The organism is Terriglobales bacterium, assembly GCA_035487355.1.
Taxonomy (GTDB): Bacteria; Acidobacteriota; Terriglobia; order Terriglobales; family Acidobacteriaceae; genus QIAW01.
Window position 1 is genome coordinate 1 of sequence record DATHMF010000067.1, and the last position, 20,705, is coordinate 20,705.

Below are 20,705 nucleotides of genomic sequence, written 5' to 3' on the forward strand. Positions count from 1 at the left end.
TGGAAGATCTCGCCCGGGTGCAAAAGGAACGGGAATGGCCGACGCGGGTGATTCAGCGGATTCAGGCCACGGTGCAGAACCGGGTTGTCGCCCGGGTGCTGCAATCGCAGACGGAGATGCGAATACCATGGACCGTGCGGCTCTTCTTCAAGATTCCCTTTTTGAAGAACACCGTGGCGCGGATCCTGGGATTCGGAGTGCGTCCAGAGCACGTAGAGAACTGAGCGCCTGGAATGACGATGAGAAGGAATGCTTCAGGGGGCCCGCTAGATCTTCGTACGCAGCGTCTTGACCAACCGGCGGAGAGCTTTTTCGTTGCGGCGGTACCATCGCCATTGACCCTGCTTCACGGCGTCGACCAGGCCGGCCTTGGTCAGGATGGCCATGTGATGCGAGATGGTCGGCTGGGAGAGGCGCACGCGTTCTTCAATGTCGCCGGCGCAAAGGCCGGTTTTTCCCGTGGAAGGGGCGCTCGTTGAACCTGCGCTGCGTTCTTTGAGGGCGAGGAGGATGCGGCGCCGCGTGGGATCGGCAATGGCGTGAAGCGTCTGGTCGAGAGAACTGGGTGAAGTGGTCATGGATGGACTAGGAATAGCTGTTAAATCGACGGTTGTCAATATGAATGCTGTGGGAAATTCTCAGGGTCGCTGCCGCGTGGCTCGCAGCCACTCGATGCGGGTGAACTCGAGGTAGCGCACGTCATTGTCCGGGAGGGAGCATTTCGACTGGTCCAGGTGCGGGGCAAGGGTTCCGCCGCGGATCCAGTAGCCGGTTGCGTCCTGCTTGAGAATGGTTGAGTCGAGCGGGTCCATGCCGTGCAGCTTGAAGACGACACGGCGGTTCAGCAGGGGATCAAGCTTCATAGGACGCTTCACTTCTTCTTCATTTCTATTTCTTCAGGATTGGGTTGTATCCGTCGTTGATGAGCCGGCCGCGCATTGCTTCCGCGTCTTTAATGTCGGCGAAAGGGCCGACCTGCACGCGAAACAGCTTGTCGGTGGAGGAATTGCCGGCCACGAAGGCGGGATACTGTTTTTTCTTGAGAGCATCGACCAGAGCATCGGCGTCATCCTGCTTGCTGACGGCGGCGACCTGCACGAAATAACCGACGGTGGGGGGCGCGGCCATGGGATCGGGCGGGTTGGCCGCCTGCGCTTCACTGCTGGAGGAAGATGCTCCGGGGGAAGATCCTGCTGCGGGGGACACGCCCTGTGAAGACGCGGGAGCTTGAGCCGCCGCGGCGGGGGTCGATGCCCTGTCAGCAGAGGCTGGCGTCAGTTGCGCATTGGCGTCCTTCTGCTCGACCGCTTTGTAAACGTCATCGGAGGAGCCGGTTGAGGGGACGTGGAGCTGGCGGGTTTGGGGCCGTTGGATGGAGTTGGCAGCGGGGACGGCATGCTGGTTGCGGCGAGTCCGGCGTCTGATTTGCGACCGAGGGTGTAGCCGAGCGCGAAGAAGACGGCGCAGACCATCACCAGGCCGAAGAAGAGGCCCAGCAGTTTCGCGGTGCCTAATGTGATTTCAGTGTCTTGTGAGGAATCCATCGCCACTATGTACCTCGGGGCTAAAGCCCACTTATCGAACAGCTCTTATCGCAGCGCTGGAAGCGCTGCGCCACCGGAATCCTGCGAAGGCAAAGTCCACTACGCGGACTTTGCCGCAGACTTGTCATCACCCTTGCCCAGCAGCTTCTGCAGACCAGAGAAAAAGTCGACGGGAACGGGGAAGATTACGGTGGTATTTTTCTCGACGCCGATTTCCGTCAGAGTCTGCAGGTAGCGGAGCTGCACGCTGACCGGTTCAGTGGCCAGCAGATGCGCGGCGTCCACCAGGCGCTGTGCGGCTGAGTACTCGCCTTCCGCGTGGATAATTTTGGAACGCTTTTCGCGCTCGGCTTCGGCCTGCTTGGCCATGGCGCGCAACATGGTTTCAGGCAGATCGACCTGCTTGACCTCAACGTTGGTTACCTTCACGCCCCAGGGAGCGGTATGTCCGTCGAGGATGGTCTGAATGCGGGCGTTGAGTTTGTCGCGGTGGGCGAGCAATTCATCGAGTTCAACTTCACCCAGCACAGAGCGCAACGTGGTCTGCGCAAACAGGGAAGTCTGATAGATGTAGTTAGAGACCTGCACCACGGCACGGTTGGGATCAATCACGCGCAGGGTGATGACGGCGTTTACTTTTAACGTGACGTTGTCGCGGGTAATGATGTCTTGCGCGGGAACTTCCATGGCTTCCTGACGGAGCGAGACGCGGACCATCTTGTCAAAAGGCCGGAAGACAAGGATGACGCCCGGCCCTTTGGGGTTGGGGTAGAGTTTACCGAGGCGGAAAATCACGGCGCGCTCGTACTCACGCAATATGTTGATTACTGAGAATAGATAGATGACAATAAAAATAACAAAACCGATGAAAAGGATTCCAAAACCACTATCCATTCGACACCTCCGCACTTTCTTTCTTTAATTTTACAATTTGAGCAACTGCGGGATTGTATACCACCAAACGACTTACGACCATTACGGATTTTTGTCTTTGTTCTCTTCTGGTTCTACTTCAAGTTGCAGGCCATGCACGGCACGGACGCGTACTCGCGATCCGATATCCGCCGGGACCCGGCTAACAGCATTCCACATCTCACCCATAACAAATACCGTACCCTCGGGGGCCAGTGGGACACGCACAACGGCAATCTCGCCGATCAATCCTTCCTGCCCGGTCTGCACTTTATTGCGCCGCGCCCGGATGGCAAGCGTCATGATTACAGCCGTCATGATTCCGAAGGGGATGCTGACTGCCAAAGCCGTAGCCAGCTTGACGCGCATTTCCGGGATGGGGCCATCCACCAGCATCAAAGACCCGAGCACCAGCAGGCCAATTCCACCGACGGTGAGCACACCGTGACTCTGAAATTTTGCCTCCAAGGCAAAAAGGACGAAGGCTGAGATGATAAGCGCCAATGCCGCGTATGAAATAGGCAGCAAATTGAAGGCAAACGCAGCCAGTAGTATTGCAATGAATCCGATTACTCCGGGGACGATCGCGCCAGGTGTGTTGAATTCTACGTAAAGCGCAAGGGCGCCGATGATGAACAAAATCAGAGCAATATCCGGATCGAGCAAATAGCTCATCATGCGCTGCTTCAGCGTTATCTCATATGTCTTAACCACGGGTGAGGAGAGATGCAGCGTGGTCTGGCTTCCATCGAAGCGCTTGATAGTTTTGCCGTCGAGCTGTTTGAACAGGTCCGCTTCATTGGGAGCGATGTATTCGATCAGGTGCTGGTTGAGGGCTTCCTGCTCCGTAAACGATTTTGATTGGCGAACGCCGCTTTCGGCCACCTCAACATTGCGTCCACGTTTGGAGACGAACGAGCGCATGAAGGCAGCCGCGTCATTCTCCAGCTTCTCTTTCATTACATCATCCATCTTCGCGCCGAAGATCACAGGATGCGCCGCGCCGGTATTTGTGCCCGGCGACATAGCGGCCACGTCAGCCGATTCGAGAATAAAGAACCCGGCGGAAGCGGCCCGGCTGCCGGTGGGAGTCACATAAACGATGACGGGAACGGATGAAGCCAGAATTTTGGAGATGATCTCGCGGGTTGAATCCACCAGCCCCCCCGGCGTGTAGAGCTCCAGCAGCACGGCTTCGGCATGGTCCTGCTGGGCCAAGTCTATTGCACGGCTGATGTATTCCTGGCTAATGGGCTGAATTGTGTCATCTACCACAACCTTCACTACTTCCTGCCGGCCTGCTGATTCAGCAGAGGTAGCGGCACAGAACGCCAACAAGACAAACGCGAATTGGATAAATCGCTTCATGGTTTTTGCAGCGGCTGCGCTTTCCCCGCGAGCTTGGCTGCGATCTCCTGATGCAGGGCCTGGGCTGCAACGTACGATGGGTCGAGCGCCAGCGCCTTATCGGCCTCCGCCTGGGCCGTCTGCGTGTCGCCTTCCTTCAGACTGAGCTCTCCCAGAATTGTATGCGCTTCGGCGGAGGGTTGCAGCTTGGCAGCAAGATTGGCCTCGCTGCGTGCCCCGGCAATATCGTCGAGTTTTTCCAGAACGTGCGCCAGGCCGCTGTGCGCTGCAGCATTCAACGAGTTGATGTGAATGGCTTCTTGAAACTCTTTTTGCGCTTCGGTCACAAAGCCCTGGGTGAGCAAATTGAGGCCCTGTTCCACGTGATAATCGGCGTGCGTCTGCGGATCGGAGCTGACCAGCCGCGCTTCGTTGGCGTTGTCAATTTCCATGGCCAACTCGCGAAAAGAAGTCTCGTCATAGTTGCTCTTGATCCGCTCCAGCGGCAATTTGGTAAACACAGCGTGGGGCAGGAGCGCGGAATCGAGCAACCCCCTGGCTTCTTTGTCGTCCGAACGCAGCACCAGGGCTTCACGCAGTTGCGACGTGGCGCCATTGACGTCGCCCGCGCGCAGCAGAGTGACAGCCAAATTAAAGCGGTAATCGGAGTCGTTCGGATCAGCTTGCACAGCTTTGCGAAAATACTCAACCGCGCTCTTGCCGCGCCGGCTGGAGACCACGCCTAGGTTGTTGTAAACCTCGGTCAACGGCATCTCTGAGGCGACGAAGGCGAAGCTGCTCTCGGCGGTGGCGAAGTCCCCGGCATAGTAGGAACTCAAGCCTGCATCGAAATTTGCCTCCAGGGCCTGAGGGCTGTTTTTGGCAATCTGTTTGAAAGTGGGAATAGCTTCCGCATAGTTGTGTTCTGCGTAGTACGCTTTTCCCAGTTGCAAGAGGGCAAGACTGTAAGAGGGGCTGAGCCGCACAGCCTCGCGCAGGCGTTTGATCTTCTCATCATTCGATCCTGCCATGATGCCGCGAATGTAGTTTTCCAGGGCATCCAGACGGATGGGAGGGGAAGAGCTGACAAATTGATTGCGCGAAGAAACCTGGTCCGGGTCCAGCACACGTAGCAGGTCCCAGGCCAATCCGGATTGCAGGTCAATAAGATTTGCGAGTGGACCTGATTCGCTGACTTCCGGCGAAAGCCGCAACGTATTCATATCGAGCAACTGGGCGCTCGACTGGAAGATTTGCCCGTCGAAGTTGTAGTGGCCCAGGACCACGTAATCCACGTCCATCTGTTGGGCAACTTCGAAGATGGTGGCGCGTGAGAGCTTAACGTTGGCAGGGATGCCGAGGCGGTCGAAGGCGTAGCGGCGTTCATCGCGCGCGATGATATACATCGGACTCGAACTCATGCGCTGGCTCAACACTTCGGGGAACGACTCGCTGATCCATTCGAGTCCGGGCGCGTGCGACTGATTTTCAAATGGCAGGATAAGCAGCGTGTTGGCCACGTGCGACTCGGTTGCAGCGCACACGGCAGAACCCGTAGTCAGTATGAGGACCAGCCCTAGAATGACGAAATGGGTGCGTACCTTCAAACCTGATTAAATTATAGCGGGCTCCGCAGCCAAAAGAAGAGGCAGTGGTGCAGTTTGAGATATCCACCCACGGGAGGCGTGGGCAAGATGCCCACACGACAGCTGGCGAGACGCCGGCGCTACGTCAAACTGAGCCACCACCCCCGGGCTTGCTGGGGACCCCGACTCGCGCTATACTCGCGCTCACACGGCGCTTGCTACGCGTTCACCCGGTTTGGCTAAGGGCAGCCAAAACAAGGCTGCTGTACTTGGTCCGCCGGTTAGCGCGGAGCTTGCAAGTAAGCTCTTGAAGAATTGTAGCCTTGCGCTATAATTCGGCAACTTATTCATGTCAAAAGCGGAGCGAGCTTCCGAGCGCGGTGTACGTGCCAGCGTAGCTGTGGTTGGTTCTGCATTGGCGCTGGCGCTGCTGATTTTGGGCCTGGTGGCAGCCCGGGGCCGCACTGAGTCTCCGGTTCTGTTGGCCGAACTCAATCCACCCACTATTCCAGCAGATGGTCACAGCACGATGCTATTGCGGCTTCACGCCAGTGATGGACGCGCGCTTTCACCCAGCCAAATTTCCCTTCACTTTTCTCAGCATTCGCCCAGTTACCATGTTGATTTTTTAGCGCCGGATGGCAATGGAGTCGAAGCAAGAATTTCTGCGGGTATTCTGCCGGGTGAGGGCGAAGCGCTGGTTCGAACGCCCCACCTCAAGCCGGTGCGCATTCGTTTTACAGCAGAGCCGGATTACAGCGACCGCTTTGGCGACGGCACGCCTGACTTTTTGCGTCTGGATGCTCCCGCCGACCGCGATGCCTTCCGGCGGTGGTTCACACTGCTGGCGGAGGTAGAAGCAACCCAACCCACGGAGAAACTGCCGGCGGAGATCAACGATTGCGCCGGGCTTATCCGCTTTGCCTATCGCGAAGCCCTAAGCACACATGATCAGGTCTGGATGGCGCAACAACGCTTGCAGGCTGCGCCGGGGGTTGCTTCCGTAGAAAAATACCAGTACCCCTTTACACCCTTGGGCGCGGGATTGTGGCGGATACAACCTGGCAGCTTTCAATCCGATGATCTTAGCGACGGCGCCTTTGCCCAGTTTGCTGATGCCAAGACCTTGAAGAACCTGAATATGCATTTCATCAGCAAAGACCTGCGCCAGGCGCATCCCGGAGATATTCTTTTCTACCGCCAGCTCCAGCAAAACTCTCCTTATCACTCCATGATTTTTGTAGGACACAGCCAATTGCAACCCGAGCTGCACGATCCGATTGTGATTTATCACACAGGTTCCATCGGCAAGTCGAAGGGAGAAATTCGTGCGCTGCGAATTTCTGACTTGATGAATTTTCCCGCGCCACGCTGGAGACCGCTGGCGGGGAACAGCAATTTTCTGGGCGTGTATCGCTGGAACATTTTGAAAGAGGCAAACTAGTGCGACTGCAAAAACGATTTGCGACGTGGCTTCTGGCATGGCTTCAAGTTTGGCTTCTGTTGACCAGCTTCTTAGGGGCGTCTGCCAAAGAGCCGGGAGCGTATTTCTCAGTCAGCAGCGACCGGACGTATCTTCCGAATGAAAAAGCCAAGATTCGCGTCTACGCCAACGGAGTGAACGCACTGGAGTTTCGCCTCTATCGGGTCAACGATCCGGCGGCGTTCTTCGAGAAACTCGATGACGTCCACAGCTTCGGCCACGTCACCTCCGAAGGGCCAGTGGAAGAGAAGACATGGATCGAAAGTTTTCACGACTGGAAAAGCTCACTGTGGTACCGCGTCCGCAATTTCATGCGCAGCCAGTACTCGGAAGAATCGCGCAGCAAGATTCGCGAGGCGCAGGCGGAGGCAGCACGCAGCAAGCTCAGCACCGCGACCGTGTTTGCCATGGTTCCGCTGCTCAACTCCAAGCAACTGGTTGCACGCTGGAGCCAGGAAGCAACTTCCGGTGAAATTTCCGAGACCAGCGAAGTTCCGGTGGATAACCTTAAAGCCGGCGTATACATCGTTGAGGCGACGGACGGCACTTTGCGCGCCTATACCGTTCTCGTGATCAGCGAACTGGGCTTCGTCACCAAGACCGCGCCCGGCCAGTTGCTGGCCTACACAGTGAATCGCCGCAGCGGCGTGCCCGTTCCAGACGCTTCCATTGTGCTGTGGGGCAGCAAAAAGGAAGTTGTTCAACTTAAGAGTGACAGCAACGGCCTGGCCGAAAGCGCGATCCAGGACCCCAAGCTGGAAAATACATGGATTCTGGCACAGAACGGCAATGATGTCGCTATTGTTGCGCCCTATTCGCTCAACATGAGCAGCAATACCGGCCGCGACTGGACCGGGTTCGTTTACACCGATCGTCCGGTATATCGTCCTGGACACACGGTCCATCTCAAGGGAATTTTGCGCAATCTCACCGGTGACAGATACAAGGTCCCGGCAGGCACGCCTGTGCAGGTCACGGTGACTGATCCCACCAGTAAGACTGTCTTCCAGAAAAGCCTCACGCTCTCACCCATGGGCACCGTGCATGCCGATTTCGATATTTCTCCCGGCGCGGCGTTGGGGTATTACTCCATTTCTATTTCTCCTCCTACCAACGAGGGCGGAGCCAACGGCTCATTCGACGTGGAGGAGTACAAAAAACCTGAATACCAGGTGAAGGTGAATCCAGAAAAGCCGCTGGTATTGCAAGGCGATCCGATCAACGCAACCATTGATTCCCGCTACTACTTTGGGGAACCTGTCGCCAACGCCAAAGTGACATATGTCGTACATGTCTCCGATTACTGGTCGCCTTACTTCGATCAGGATGAAGAAGGTATGCCGCAAGCCGATGAAGAAGGTGGTGGTGGAGAAGAAGGGGGAGGAGATCAAGGCGACTATTACGCAGGCGAGCAGGCTTCGGAGGAAACCGGACAGCTTGATGCTAACGGCCAGTTGAAGATCACCATTCCCACCAAGGTTACAAAGCGTAAGAACGATGTGCGCTATCGCATTGAAGCCCGCGTTATGGATGCCAGCAACCGCGAGATTTCAGGGTTCAGCTATGTATTGGTTCCTTATGGCAGCTTCCAGGTGGGAGTGAGCGCGCAAAGCTACTTCTACCGCCTGGGCGACAGGGCGCAATTCAACGTACAGGCGCGCGACTACAACGGCAAACCGGTGCAGACACCGGTGCACGTTGAAATCTCTAAATACGACTGGCGTGCTGAAGAACACAAATATAAACCTATCCAGTCCAACGACAGCCAGACCGACGCCAATGGGCTGGCCAACGTCAGCTTCAAGATCCCCAGTGCCGGCGACTTCGCCGTTCGGGTCACGGCCAAAACGCCAGAAAACCGCGAGGTGAGCGGCGAAACCTGGGTTTGGATTGAAGGCCAAGGCAGCGACTGGTATGGCGGCGAGACACGCGAGATCAAAATCATTCCTGACAAGAAATCTTACAGCGTGGGCGATACCGCCAAGCTCATGCTGATGACCGGCGTTTCCGATGCGCACATTCTGATCACGACAGAAGGCCACAGCATTCAGTCGCACCAGATTGTCACGGCCCACGGGCCCACAGTGAATGTCGAGATTCCAATTACGGCTGACTGCCAGCCCAATATTTTTGTTGGCGCAGTTTTTGTGCGTGACGATCAGCTCTATCAGGCCAGCAAGAATGTGAAGGTGCCCGCGGTCCAGCAGAAGCTGGATATTCAGATTCAGCCGTCCAAGCCGCAATTCCAGCCGGGCGAAAACGCCAGTTACTCCATTACCGTCAAAGATTCAAAAGGCAATCCGGTTGCCGGTGAGTTTAGCGTCGGAGTGGTGGATGAAGCAATTTACGCGATTCGTCCTGATACCACTGACATTGTGAATGCTTTCTACGGTAGCCGCTGGACCGAGGTGCAGACTGAGTCATCCTTGGGCTTCTACTTCCACGGCGAGGCAGGCAAGAGAGAGATGCCGATTGCCGGGCTCGGTCGAGCGTATCGCTCGCTGGCGCAGTTGAAGCCAGCCAATGAGACGCTGGTGCAACCCAAAATCCGCAAGGCGTTTCCCGATACGGCACTCTGGGTTGCCGAGGTGAAGACCGACGCCAGCGGTCATGCCCAGACCAACGTGGCATTCCCCGACTCGCTCACCACATGGAGGGCCACGGTACGCGGCGTCACCAGCGATACCAAAGTGGGCAGCGCAGTGCAGCGCGTGATCGTACGCAAGAACCTGATGGTGCGGCTTGCTGTGCCCCGCTTCTTCCGCCAGGGCGATGAGGTTGTGGTGTCGGCGATTGTCCATAATTATTTGGAAGACACCAAGACCGTGCATGTCTCGCTGGATGTAACTGGACTCGATGTCTTGCAGGGTGCGACCACAGAGGTCACAGTCCCGAGCAAAGGCGAGGCCAAAGTTGATTGGCGCGTTAAAGCTCAGAACGTTCGCCAGGCCACGCTGATAACCAAGGCGCTGACCAACGAAGAGTCTGATGCCATGCAACTCGATCTTCCGGTTGTGCCCTTTGGCGTGAAGATGGCGGATGCCAAATCCGGATCGGTCGTCAGTGCTTCGGGCCAGCAGGATGTCACCATCAACTTCCCGGCGGGTACGGAGCTTTCTTCGCACTCGCTCGACCTGAGCGTTACACCGTCAGTCGCGGGAACCATCTTTGGTGCGCTCGACTATCTGACGGCGTATCCGTACGGTTGCACCGAGCAGACCATGTCCAGCTTCCTGCCCAACATTGTTGTGGCCAAGGCTTCGCAAGATCTCGGACTCAAGTCAACCATCAATCAGGGTGAATTACAGCAGAAGATCCGCGCCGGTATGGACCGCCTCTATGACTTCCAGCACGATGACGGCGGTTGGGGATGGTGGAAGGACGACGAAAGCGCCGTGTTCATGACGGCGTACGTGGTCTCTGGTCTCAGCCAGGCGCAGGCTGCCGGTTATGACGTGAAAGACGGAGTCATATCGCGCGGCCAGGATTGGCTGAAAGGCTCGCTCAAGAAGTATCCCAACATGCGCACTGACCTGCGTGCTTACGTTGCTTACGCCCTGACGCAGAGCGGCAGCAAAGACACTGATCTGTTGAATACCATCTGGGACAGCAGAGGCAAAGCCTCAGCCCAAGGCCTGGCGATTACCGGATTGACACTGCAAATTGCCGGTGATGCCCGCGCCAAGGACGTTGCCGAGGACTTGGAAAAGCAGGCCAAGAGCAGCGACGTGGAAGCGTGGTGGGATAACTCCTTCGACTACCTGATGGAGTATGAAATTGATGATTCACCCGAAACCACAGCCTATGCCGTCAAGCTGCTGAGTTTGGTGAAGCCGCAAAGCCCGCTGCTGTCCAAGGCTGCTTTCTGGCTGGCCACGCACCGCGATGACGGATATTTCTGGTTCAGCACGAAACAAACCGCCATGGTGGTCTATGGACTCACTGATTACCTGAAAGCCAGCCGCGAACTGAACGCTGACTTTACGGTGCAAGTTTCCGTCAATGACAAGCAGGTGCTGACGCGCAAGTTCACCGCGGCCGACACCACTTCGGGTATCGTTCCGGCTGTCCATATCAACTTTGATCAACTGGCAGCGGGCGCAAACAAAATTCATATCAGCAAGAGCGGGCAAGGAAGGCTCTACTGGTCCGCGCGCGGCGAGTACTACTCGACGGAGAAGAAAGATATCCAGAACAATCGCATTGCGCTCAGCATCACCCGCGATTACTTCCGCCTCATTCCGCAGAAGAAAGAGGACAAGATCGTGTACAAACTTGATCCGTTGACGGGCACGGTGCAGCCGGGCGATGTGATTGCGGTCAAACTCAACATCGGCGGCAGCGACTGGCGCTACCTGCTGATTGAAGACCCCATACCGGCTGGGACGGAGTTCATTGAGCGCGATGACTTGTATGACGTTCAGGACAAGCCCGGCTGGTGGGAATACTGGTTCTCGCGGCGTGAGTTCCACGACGACCGCGCAGTGTTCTTCCAGACCTATTTCAGTGGCCGGCACGATTACTTCTATCTGCTGAAGGTCGTGAATCCTGGTAAGTTCCGCGTCAGTCCGGCGCTGGTGCAGCCTATGTATCAGCCTTCCATCATTTCAACGACAGACACCACCCAAGTGGAGGTGAAGTAATGGCGGTCCAGTTTATCGGCGTCTTCAGTGATGCATTCAAAGCGGTGTGGAAGAACAAGCGGCTTTGGCTGCTGCACTTCGTGCTCAACGCCGTTATCGTGGTGGCGTCTGTTTTGTGGTTGAAAATCGGCGATGCCAGTGTTTGGCAACTCATCTTTGCGGCGGTTGTGGCTCTGCTCCTGGTGGTCACTGCTCTGTGGCTGCATGGCGGCACGCTCGCCTACTTCCTCGATGTGCACGGCAGCGGAGGCACTTCGCTTTCTGCCGGATTCAAGAATGGCCGGCGGCATCTGCTGGCGTTTGCAGCCTGGGCGATCATCTTTGCGATCATTATCTGTAACGCTTCCAAACTGGGAAATACAGATGCTTTTGATTCGTGGCTGCGCAGCTCTATGCCGGCGTTCCTGCGGCGGATGATCAGCCTCAATGCAATTGATGGGGTTGTGGGCTGGTCTGTAAATTTTCTCTTGTATGTGCTCATTCCCGGACTGTTACTGCCGTTTGCAGCGCAATTTGCCAACCATGGCTTCTCATCTCTGGGATCGAGCTTCAAAGCCTGGACCCGAACCGTGGGAAAGTTTTCTTACTGGATATGGTTCTGCATTCTTGCGCTGTTGGGAATCTATCTTCCTTATGTGATTGCCGCCAAGGCTCCGATTCCTGCGTCGCTCTGGCTCGACCATCTCAGCTTAGTTGTGCGTTTTGGGTTTGCTTTCGCATTGACTATCACCGCATGGCTGATGCTTACGTCAGTGCTGGGCCGCCTGGGTAGCGGAAAGGGAAGTGAGAGCCCCAGCGGGAATGCCCCGGCTTAACCATTGCATGACGTCGGCTTTGCCCCAACGGGCAACAAGATTTGCAACCGTTACTCTTGCAGAGGTATAAACCTGCTGCATCTGTTGCTGGTTTTGTGGGTTGCGCAAGGCAGCTTCCATCTGTTCGGGTGAAAACATGGGATGTTGCATGATCTCGTTGCGCTGGTCCTGAGCAAGATACAGAACTAATCCTTCGCGAAACCACAGTGGCAGGGATACATGGGTATTGCCTTCGACCAACATATGCAGGAATTCGTGGCGCAATGTGGAATCAAGCACTCCTTTTTGCTGGAGCAATTCCCAGGGCTGCAAGCGGATCGTATTTCCGCGCGTGCTGGCCGCGACCCAGCCAGGCTGGCCGGTGGAATCGCGGTAAATCGCCAGAGTAGGATAAACCTTAAGTAATGGATGAGATGCAAGCTGTAATCCACTTATCGTTTGTGTCTTATGGAGTGCACTTTCAGCAGCATTGAGAAGCCTGGGATCGGGATTTGCGTCGGTTGTAAGCAAATCGAGTTGTTCGCTGTGTAGTAGATGCCAGTCGACGCCCTGCGCGGAAACCCCGAGCACTGTACCGGGAAAATAAAAGGCGAGAATCTCGTGATAATTTTTGCCCAGCTTTCCCATGGCGTCTGCGCCCTCCTGGCACAATCCGACGCCGTGTCCGGAGCCGCGACCGGAGAAGAGAACTTCATCGCCGCTGATTCTTAATTCATAGAAATCACTTTTAATCTGGTTCCATCCCAGCGCGCGCCCCGCTGCAAAGCGCAACGTTGAGGCAGAAAGTTTCATAGCCAGCTTTCCATCTCTTCCGATAATGTTCAAGAGCTGCACGCGTCCGCTGTGGCTGCGCGATTCGACTTGCAATGATTGCCAACCGGTTGGAACCTGCACGCCAGCTTTCAGCAGCGCGGACTGCAAATCGGCTTTGCTGATGCGTGACTCCCAGCGTGCGTGCTCACTGCGCACGCAATATGAGTCGGTGTGGACTTGCAGGTAATTTACTCTTACATCCGGCCATACCTCGCTGGCAGCCGCCGTAGTACCACCGCAATTCTGGTGGTAATAGGTTGCCGCTGGCGATCCCTGGAACCACAGCAGCTCTCCCTCGGTAGCTTCCGCAGCGGCACGCTGGCGGTCGGTGACAGCGCTCAGATGCAGGTCCTGGCAGTGAGTGGTGTCGCAAAAATCAAAGTTCTCAGCTTTATGCCGTCCGCGGAAATGCGCTGCGTAGGTTCGCGCCACAACGGCCATGGCCTTGAGGGCTTCCTCCGATTGGAAGTTGCCACTTTCTCCCGCCAGGACCGCAGCCACGTAGTCTTCCATGGGCATGCTCAGGATCAGGACGAGAACATTGTCCTTTGCCGAAACTTCCAGGGGATAATGGCTCTCAAGCGCACGCTCTGCGGGAACTTGCAGACGGTATTTGCCGGTTAGATAAAGCTTATTTGATTTTGAATTCCCATATTGCAACTGATTTCCGGTTGCCTGCACTGTCAGCGGAGTGGTCAATGACCGTGCGCGACAGGTTGCGCATGTTTTCCAGGAGATGTTTTCCAGAGATGAAAGTGTAAGTTGTTTGACGGATTGGAGCGAATAGATACGGACTCGTATATCTGGAGCCTGCGCATTGATGCGTGCGCATGTGAGAAGCAAGAGCGAGCACGTGAAAAGGGCACTACGGGATTTCGAAACCACGCTGGTCCTCAATTAATGTGCGCCTTTCATCTTGCTATACGCGGTGAAAATGGTGCGCGCAATGGCGGCAGCATCAGCGCCGCGGCCATGCTCCAGGTAAACCACTAAAGCAATCTCGGGTTTTTCTGCGGGCGCGTAACCGGCAAACCATCCGTGCGTCAAAGCAGATGTGGCGGAGTTTGCTGTGCCGGTCTTGCCGGCAACGTTATATCCATCAGGTGCCGCGCCATGCGCCATGCCGTAGGCGGTGGAATCCTGAAGCCCGCGATAGATCACGTCCCAGGTTTGGTCCTTGTTTGTGTCTTCGTTGTTCTTGTCTCCGTTTTTGTCTTTGGTCCTATCACCGAGGGTTTTATCGCCGGGATTTTTACTTTGGCGCCGGTGTTGCTGGGCAAGATTGCGATAAGCAGCCAGCAACTCCAGAGGAGTGATCTCAACGTTCTCTTCCCCCAGTGCCTGAAGCTGCCGCTGCTCCAGCGTTTGCGTTTTCTTTACCACTCCGGAGGCTTCGTTCTGCGACCAACCAGTTGGCGAATCAAATCCCACGCGCTGAAAAGTTGAAGCCAGGTCATCAGCGCTGATGCGCTCGGCCATGGCGGCGAAGTATGAATTACAGGAGTACGCCAGCGCCTCTTCAGCATACAGCGGAGCAGCCAGATCGGGATGAGTGCAATCCATGCGCTTGCCTGCGATCCGCAGAGTGTGATGGCAGAAGAAGGCTTCATTGCTGTTAAATTTCTGTGACTTGAGCAAGGCCATCAATACGAATGGCTTGACCGTGGAGCCGGGAGTTGCCAGCCGTCGCGCGGCGGTTTCCATTCCTTCTTGCGCGATGATTTTTCCCGATTCGACTTCGACCATCACAGCAGCGCCCGGTTTTCCGGCCATACTGCTGCGCATTGCCTGCTGTAGAAGCGTAGCCGTCGCGGTCTTTGGGTTCCTGCGCAGAGAAGTTTTTTGTTGGGGAGTCTTCTGCTGAGCGCCGGTTTGCTGGGCATGCGCCGGAGACGCGCACACCAGCACGCAGAATACGGCAATGGCATTCAGTCGCTGCAGGAATTCGGGTGAGAACACGCAATTGAGGTTACATCGAATTGCTGGTTTTGTGCAGCCGGGTTAGTGTAGAAGCATGGCTGAGGCTGCAGGTGCAACCCTGAGACGAGAGACGGAAACCGCAAGAGAATCGAACATCGCAACGCCCTGGCTGCACGTGGGAGTTTTCTTGGTAGCTGTGCTGGTGGTGATCTCGCGCCGGCCTGATGCAGTAACCAACCCGCAATTCTGGGCGGAGGATGGGTTGCTTTGGTTCGCTCAAGCGCACAACCTGGGCTGGTGGAGGGTATTGTTCCAGCCTGAGACTGGTTATTTTTGTACTCTGCCAAGACTCACGGCGGCATTGGCGCAATTGCTTCCACTCGCCGCCGCGCCGCTATTGTTCAATCTGGTAGCAATTCTTTTTCAGGTGTTGCCGGTCAGTTTTTTTCTTTCTTCTCGCTTTGCCTCGCTGGGAACGCAGCGCAGCCGGTTGCTGCTGGGTTTCTTGTATCTGGCTTTGCCCAACAGCTTTGAGGTCAATGCCAACGTTACCAACGCGCAGTGGCACCTGGCGCTGCTGGCGTGCCTGGTGGTTTTGGCAGAACCCGCCAGGTCACTCGGGTGGCGCTGTTTTGATTTTGTGGTGATGGTTTTGAGTGCATTGACTGGGCCATTTGCCATTATGCTTTTGCCGGTAGCCGGAATCGCATGGGGATGGAAGCGCCGCACGAAAGGGACGCTCATTCTGTTGCTTACACTCGCAGCCGGTGTTTTATTGCAAGTCAGCGCTTTTCTGCGCACTGGCAGTGCCGCCCGCATGCAGGGAAGCCTGGGAGCGAACCCGATTTTGTTTGCCAAGGTACTTTCGTCGCAGGTGTTTTTGGCCGCACTGATTGGCAAGAACAACCTGCCGTATCGCCACTCTTACATTATTTACGCGGTGCTTATTACTATTGGGGGAATCACGGTCCTCATCTATGCCTTGTTGAGAGCACGATGGGAGCTGAAGCTCTTCATTGTCTTTGCGAGTCTGGTCCTGACTGCTGCTCTGCTGCATCCGATGGCCCATGCGCCCCAGTGGCTGGAACTGCTCAGCGCCTGGGGTGTACGTTATTGGCTTTTGCCTATGCTGGCTTTCGTCTCCGCGCTGGTGTGGATGGCCGGCAATCACAACCCACGCGCCGTCAGGTTCATAGCGGTGGTTGCTCTGTTGCTGATGAGTGTAGGCATCGTACGCGAATGGCGCTATCCAGGTTTCGCCGATCTGCAATTTGGCATATATGCCCGCCAGTTTTCCGACCTGCCCAAGGGATCGAGTCTCACGATTCCGTTGAATCCACAGGGATGGTCTATGACACTGGAGAAAAGGTGATTAGCATGTCTAGGAAGACAAATAGCATGCGATAGTACAAGGGATCAGGATGGTAAGTCTGCGAACATGGCCAAGTATCTGATCTATGTTGCGTTCTGCATGGTGTTCGTTGGTCACGTCTTCAAGCATTGTGCGCTGGCGCAAGCGCCACCTCCTGCGCCGCCCAATGCGAAACCGACGTGCTGGCTTTACAATCATCTCCTTCAGGTTGGCTTGGGCCTTGCCGACCACGATAAGGGCTATCAGCGAAGCGGCGATGTTGTTCTTGTTTGTACCGCGAAGCCTAGGACACGGCTCACAAATACTAGCGATATATTCTTCGCGGCTATTCCCCCTGCTGGAGACAAGCTGTTCTTACTTAAGAATCCGAGTGGTGCCTCTGTCGGTCCCTGGATTCTCGAGATGCGTGATTTGCAGACAGGTAGAACGATTGAATCTCGCCGTTTAGAAACAGGGTTTAACTACCAACTTCGGCCCACGTGCGGCACTGTGGTGCTTTTTAAGCATAACCTCAAGACAGGGCACTACGAGACCAGCGCCTTTGATCTGCTGACAAATAAAGAATTGATTTTCGGTGATTTCGAAGAGCTTCGCTGTAGCGACGATAGGATGACAATAGTTCGCGGGGTGTCTAACTCATTAGGCAGAATGTCTTTGTACCTTGGGACCAGCAACGAAAAGCTTATTGCCGACGATGCGGAGCAATTTAATGTTAGTCCAAACGGCAGACTCATAGCTTTTGTACAAAACACTAAGTTATGCGTTCAAAAAATGGAAGAGATTGCTGGAAAGCCAGCTTGTGTTGATCGCGTATGGCCAGTCGGAACGTTGGTTGTCAGTGATGGTGGTGGAGTCGTGATCTCAGGGCAGACCGATGTGGGGTGTCCAATCGAGCAGGAATATAGCCATCACGGCTGGCCCTGTGAAGGCCTCTTCCGATGGTCGCCCGCAGAGACCAACGATGATCTAGTCGAGTTCCTTGCGGTCGATCCACAGCTAATTTCGGGTGAACATGGTCTCAGAATCATAGAGTGGCGCAAGAATTGGGGAAAGAACTAAAAGAACCAATCTCGGTGCAGGACGAGACCGTTGGAAAAGTCGTGTCTTAGTGCTAAGCTGACCGCAAAATCTTCAAAGTTGCAGAATGCCCAGAAATTCAAATTTCGCCGCCACCGCCACTGCGGTTTTGATAGCTGCTCTCTTCATTGGGTTCAGGGTCTTTCGCATAGTTCATCCCCACCCATTCACGCCTTACGACTCTTACATCTTTTTCGGTGTAGGGATCATCCTGGTCATCCTGCTGATGCGTACGGCTGTGGTAGCAGCAGTGCCGGGAAGCTACACGTTCCCTGACGCAAGACCAGAGCAATACCCGCAACTCGACCGCGCAACTTTCGACCGCTGCGCCACTGAGATTGAAGGGCTGGGATTTCAAAAGGTCCAGGACTTTTCACTGGTCGGGCAAGGAGGGGTTTCCATTCCTTCTTTCTGCCGTCTTTATGTTCATCCACGGGAGAAGATGTACGCGGAGCTGGCACAGATTTTTCCTGCCGGACGCTCTCCACTGCCGGTGCTGTGTACTATGCAAACGGTATTCGACAATGACTGGTCGCTCGGAGTGGGCAACAATCAGCCGCAACCGGCGGCGGTATTCCTTCGCAACCCGCGTGGCGTGGGGAAAGCGATGCCAGGCAAATCCCCATTCGAGGTATGGCAGACCCATCGCGAATGGCGTCAACAAATGATCCAGGATCTCAGCATTCAACCGCAGGACGTCAGTCTGGAAGCCTACCGGGCCCACCAACAAATTCGCGCACAACAGCGGGCGGAGAGGGTCCGCAAAGGCTCATTTCTCGCAAAGTTGAGCATGTACTATAAACGCAAAGCGGCGCCGGTCTATGAATGGAAAGGTAACTGGCCGAAGGAAGCGGAAAAACGCGGATTTCGCAGCTTTTGAATCCGCAGGGATGGTCTATGACGTTGGCGAAACGGTGAGTCTCATGTATAGGACGAACGAGAGTATGCGATTGCCATGGATTTCACTTACCTCGTTAGCGCTCTTACTTGTTTTAGCACCACACACGATGAGCTTACCGCCCTTCGACTTTTACGCTGCCGATGCATTATCCTCGCAACGGACAGCGCTGATCATTCTGGGTCTGTTGATAGCAGTCGCTGCTTTTGCTGAGTTCATTTTTTCGTTGGCACGTCATCGTGAGGTAGTTTCCATGACAACCTATGGCGCGGCAGCTCTTGCCTGCGTAGTTCTTGGTTGGCGGTCTTATCCTTACTGGGCCACCGGTGTTTATCAGGTTCACATTGGTGCCTACTCATTTCGACTCCAAGACCCAAAAGACCTCGCTCCGATGGATTGGATTGGAGAGTTTTGGCGGTTGCCGACGCTCCTTCTTTACTTAGTCTGCTATGTCGCCATCCCCCTTTCTTTCATCGTCAGTGCAATTGCTTTTCGCCGCCAGCGATATTTTTCAGGAAGCCTCATCGCAGTATGTACGGCTATTGCGTTTGCATTTATGATCGGTTTTTCGCCAGGATACGTAGACTGGATCATGGACTGAATGACCAATGACACGCGCAAAGCATGTTGGTAAAATTCATTAAGCCGTTTGAGCGGGAGTAGTTCAGCGGTAGAACGTCGGCTTCCCAAGCCGGATGTCGCGGGTTCGATCCCCGTCTCCCGCTCCATTTCCTTAAGATCCTGGTTAGCGCCTGCAGAGACGTAGCATGCTACGTCTTTACGACAGATTTAAGCAGTTCCCGATACGTGATCCGCCGCCGGTGAGACGCGGCGCCGCAAACACAGCCGAGGACGGCTGTGCCACACGACTCTCGTGCTCCTTCAAGCCTTCTCGTGACCGTCTTTTCGCATTCTCTAGAACGCTACATTTGGCGAACTTGAAATTCGAACCCCAGAAAAAGTCATACTGCGCATAGATAATTTCAATTGGACTTGGCCTCCACTTTAGCTTATTTCTTAATTTCCTTAATTTGTGGGCTGCCGCGTACGCCGGCAGGGGGAGGGGGCGGCTCCGGATGAAATTCGGAATGGTTTTGGCGGCGCCCTACTGGTCCCGGGAGGTTGGAGTGTGTCACACCATGCCCCGCGCTTGCGCATGAAAGCGATGGCCCCAGCCGCGCAATATTCTTTGAAGCTGCCTTTTCCCAACTATCAGTTTGGCAAGGCATACGACGAGATGTTTACCAGTTCGGGCGTCCCGCGTCCGCACTACCAGGCGCTCTATCGCACGCTCTTGGAACTGCCCGCTGAAGATATGCGCAAGAGCCAGCAGGCGGCGGACCTGTCTTTTTTGCACCAGGGCATCACCTTCACGGTTTACGGCACCAAAGAAGGAACCGAGCGGATTTTTCCAAACGATTTGTTGCCGCGCATCATTCCCAGCCAGGAGTGGCAAAAGATCGAGCAAGGGCTGAAGCAGCGGATCACCGCCCTGAATCTTTTTCTCAAGGACATCTACCACGAAGGCCACATCCTGGCCGATGGCATTGTTCCGCGCGAGCTTATCTACGGTTGCCGCCACTTCCGCCGCGAGATGCGCGGCCTTGCTGTGCCACGCGACATTTACGTAAGCGTGTGCGGCACCGATCTGGTACGCGTGCCCGATGGCAGCTTTGCTGTGCTGGAAGATAATCTGCGCGTGCCCAGCGGCGTCTCTTACATGCTGGCCAATCGCAAAGTGCTGAAGCGGGTGTTTCCTGCGTTGTTCCGAGACTATGGAGTCTGCCCCATTGATCACTACGCGCAGGCGTTGCTGGCTACGCTGCGATCTCTGGCGCCCGCGGGTTGCTCCAGCCGGAACGAGCCTACAACCGTGCTACTGACGCCGGGCGTTTCCAACTCGGCATATTTTGAGCATACGTTCCTGGCGCAGCAGATGGGAATTGAGCTGGTGGAAGGACGCGACCTGCTGGTCCACGACAATGTGGTTTACATGAGGACCACGGCTGGGCTGCGGCGCGTGGATGTCATTTATCGTCGAGTAGATGACGACTTTATGGATCCACTATGCTTCCGTACCGATTCCATTCTGGGAACGCCGGGTCTGTTTAATGCATACCGTGCTGGCAATGTGACCCTGGCCAACGCCATCGGGACTGGAGTCGCCGACGATAAAGCCATCTATGCGTATGTGCCGGCCATCATCCGCTACTACCTGCAGCAGGATGCCATTCTGCCCAACATTGAAACCTATCTGCTCACCGATGACTCCCAGCGCAGCTACGTGCTGGAACG

At 55.5% G+C, this 20,705-nt stretch carries 18 protein-coding genes and 1 tRNA gene; 10 read left to right on the plus strand and 9 right to left on the minus strand.

The window, feature by feature from the left end; genetic code table 11:
- Positions 1-224 (plus strand): hypothetical protein (locus tag VK738_12475; protein HTD23465.1); only part of this gene is annotated, 224 nt, incomplete at its 5' end.
- Between the two features lie 42 nt (positions 225-266).
- Here the strand turns inward: VK738_12475 and VK738_12480 are convergent.
- From VK738_12480 to VK738_12510, 7 genes are all read right to left on the minus strand, one after another.
- A complete protein-coding gene (locus VK738_12480; protein ID HTD23466.1) occupies positions 267-578 on the minus strand; it encodes a metalloregulator ArsR/SmtB family transcription factor in 312 nt (103 codons plus the stop codon).
- A 60-nt stretch (positions 579-638) separates the two neighbouring features.
- Positions 639-875 (minus strand): hypothetical protein, encoded by a 237-nt coding sequence (locus VK738_12485; GenBank protein ID HTD23467.1) that lies wholly within the window; start codon positions 873-875, stop codon positions 639-641.
- Positions 876-888: 13 nt separating this feature from the next.
- Complete coding sequence (locus VK738_12490) at positions 889-1,206, minus strand: SPOR domain-containing protein (protein ID HTD23468.1); 318 nt, start codon at positions 1,204-1,206, stop codon at positions 889-891.
- 68 nt (positions 1,207-1,274) lie between these two features.
- Entirely contained in the window at positions 1,275-1,544 is a 270-nt protein-coding gene (locus VK738_12495) for a hypothetical protein (protein ID HTD23469.1), read from the minus strand.
- A 99-nt stretch (positions 1,545-1,643) separates the two neighbouring features.
- Positions 1,644-2,438, minus strand: coding sequence for a slipin family protein (locus VK738_12500; GenBank protein HTD23470.1), 795 nt, complete (start codon positions 2,436-2,438; stop codon positions 1,644-1,646).
- Between the two features lie 81 nt (positions 2,439-2,519).
- Complete coding sequence (locus tag VK738_12505) at positions 2,520-3,824, minus strand: nodulation protein NfeD (GenBank protein ID HTD23471.1); 1,305 nt, start codon at positions 3,822-3,824, stop codon at positions 2,520-2,522.
- Positions 3,821-5,410 carry a tetratricopeptide repeat protein gene (locus VK738_12510; protein ID HTD23472.1) on the minus strand — a complete coding sequence of 530 codons (1,590 nt, stop codon included), beginning with the start codon at positions 5,408-5,410 and terminating at the stop codon, positions 3,821-3,823. Before VK738_12510 ends, VK738_12505 begins: the two co-directional genes overlap by 4 nt.
- Before the next feature lie 328 nt (positions 5,411-5,738).
- Between VK738_12510 and VK738_12515 the strand changes: the two genes are divergently transcribed.
- Genes VK738_12515 through VK738_12525 form a run of 3 tightly spaced genes read left to right on the plus strand, consistent with a single transcriptional unit; the run spans position 5,739 to position 12,330 of the window.
- Positions 5,739-6,833 carry a DUF1175 domain-containing protein gene (locus VK738_12515; protein ID HTD23473.1) on the plus strand — a complete coding sequence of 365 codons (1,095 nt, stop codon included), beginning with the start codon at positions 5,739-5,741 and terminating at the stop codon, positions 6,831-6,833.
- Entirely contained in the window at positions 6,833-11,515 is a 4,683-nt protein-coding gene (locus VK738_12520) for an MG2 domain-containing protein (protein HTD23474.1), read from the plus strand. The genes VK738_12515 and VK738_12520 overlap by 1 nt, the downstream gene beginning before the upstream one ends.
- A complete protein-coding gene (locus VK738_12525) occupies positions 11,515-12,330 on the plus strand; it encodes a hypothetical protein (protein HTD23475.1) in 816 nt (271 codons plus the stop codon). Before VK738_12520 ends, VK738_12525 begins: the two co-directional genes overlap by 1 nt.
- Here VK738_12525 and VK738_12530 read toward each other — a convergent pair.
- Positions 12,265-13,842, minus strand: a complete 1,578-nt coding sequence (locus tag VK738_12530; protein HTD23476.1) for a SpoIID/LytB domain-containing protein — start codon at positions 13,840-13,842, stop codon at positions 12,265-12,267. The two genes, VK738_12525 and VK738_12530, sit on opposite strands and share 66 nt — an antisense overlap.
- Before the next feature lie 198 nt (positions 13,843-14,040).
- Positions 14,041-15,102 (minus strand): penicillin-binding transpeptidase domain-containing protein, encoded by a 1,062-nt coding sequence (locus tag VK738_12535; protein HTD23477.1) that lies wholly within the window; start codon positions 15,100-15,102, stop codon positions 14,041-14,043.
- A gap of 55 nt (positions 15,103-15,157) precedes the next feature.
- Here VK738_12535 and VK738_12540 point away from each other — a divergent pair, with 55 nt between their 5' ends.
- The 6 genes from VK738_12540 to VK738_12565 all read left to right on the plus strand — a co-directional run.
- Entirely contained in the window at positions 15,158-16,435 is a 1,278-nt protein-coding gene (locus VK738_12540; protein ID HTD23478.1) for a hypothetical protein, read from the plus strand.
- Positions 16,436-16,501: 66 nt separating this feature from the next.
- Positions 16,502-17,494 carry a hypothetical protein gene (locus VK738_12545; protein HTD23479.1) on the plus strand — a complete coding sequence of 331 codons (993 nt, stop codon included), beginning with the start codon at positions 16,502-16,504 and terminating at the stop codon, positions 17,492-17,494.
- Positions 17,495-17,579: 85 nt separating this feature from the next.
- Complete coding sequence (locus tag VK738_12550) at positions 17,580-18,392, plus strand: hypothetical protein (protein ID HTD23480.1); 813 nt, start codon at positions 17,580-17,582, stop codon at positions 18,390-18,392.
- Between the two features lie 64 nt (positions 18,393-18,456).
- Positions 18,457-19,011 carry a hypothetical protein gene (locus VK738_12555; GenBank protein ID HTD23481.1) on the plus strand — a complete coding sequence of 185 codons (555 nt, stop codon included), beginning with the start codon at positions 18,457-18,459 and terminating at the stop codon, positions 19,009-19,011.
- Positions 19,012-19,063: 52 nt separating this feature from the next.
- Positions 19,064-19,138 (plus strand) — tRNA-Gly (locus VK738_12560).
- Positions 19,139-19,539: 401 nt separating this feature from the next.
- On the plus strand, positions 19,540-20,705 hold a 1,166-nt coding region (locus VK738_12565), incomplete at its 3' end, for a circularly permuted type 2 ATP-grasp protein (protein HTD23482.1).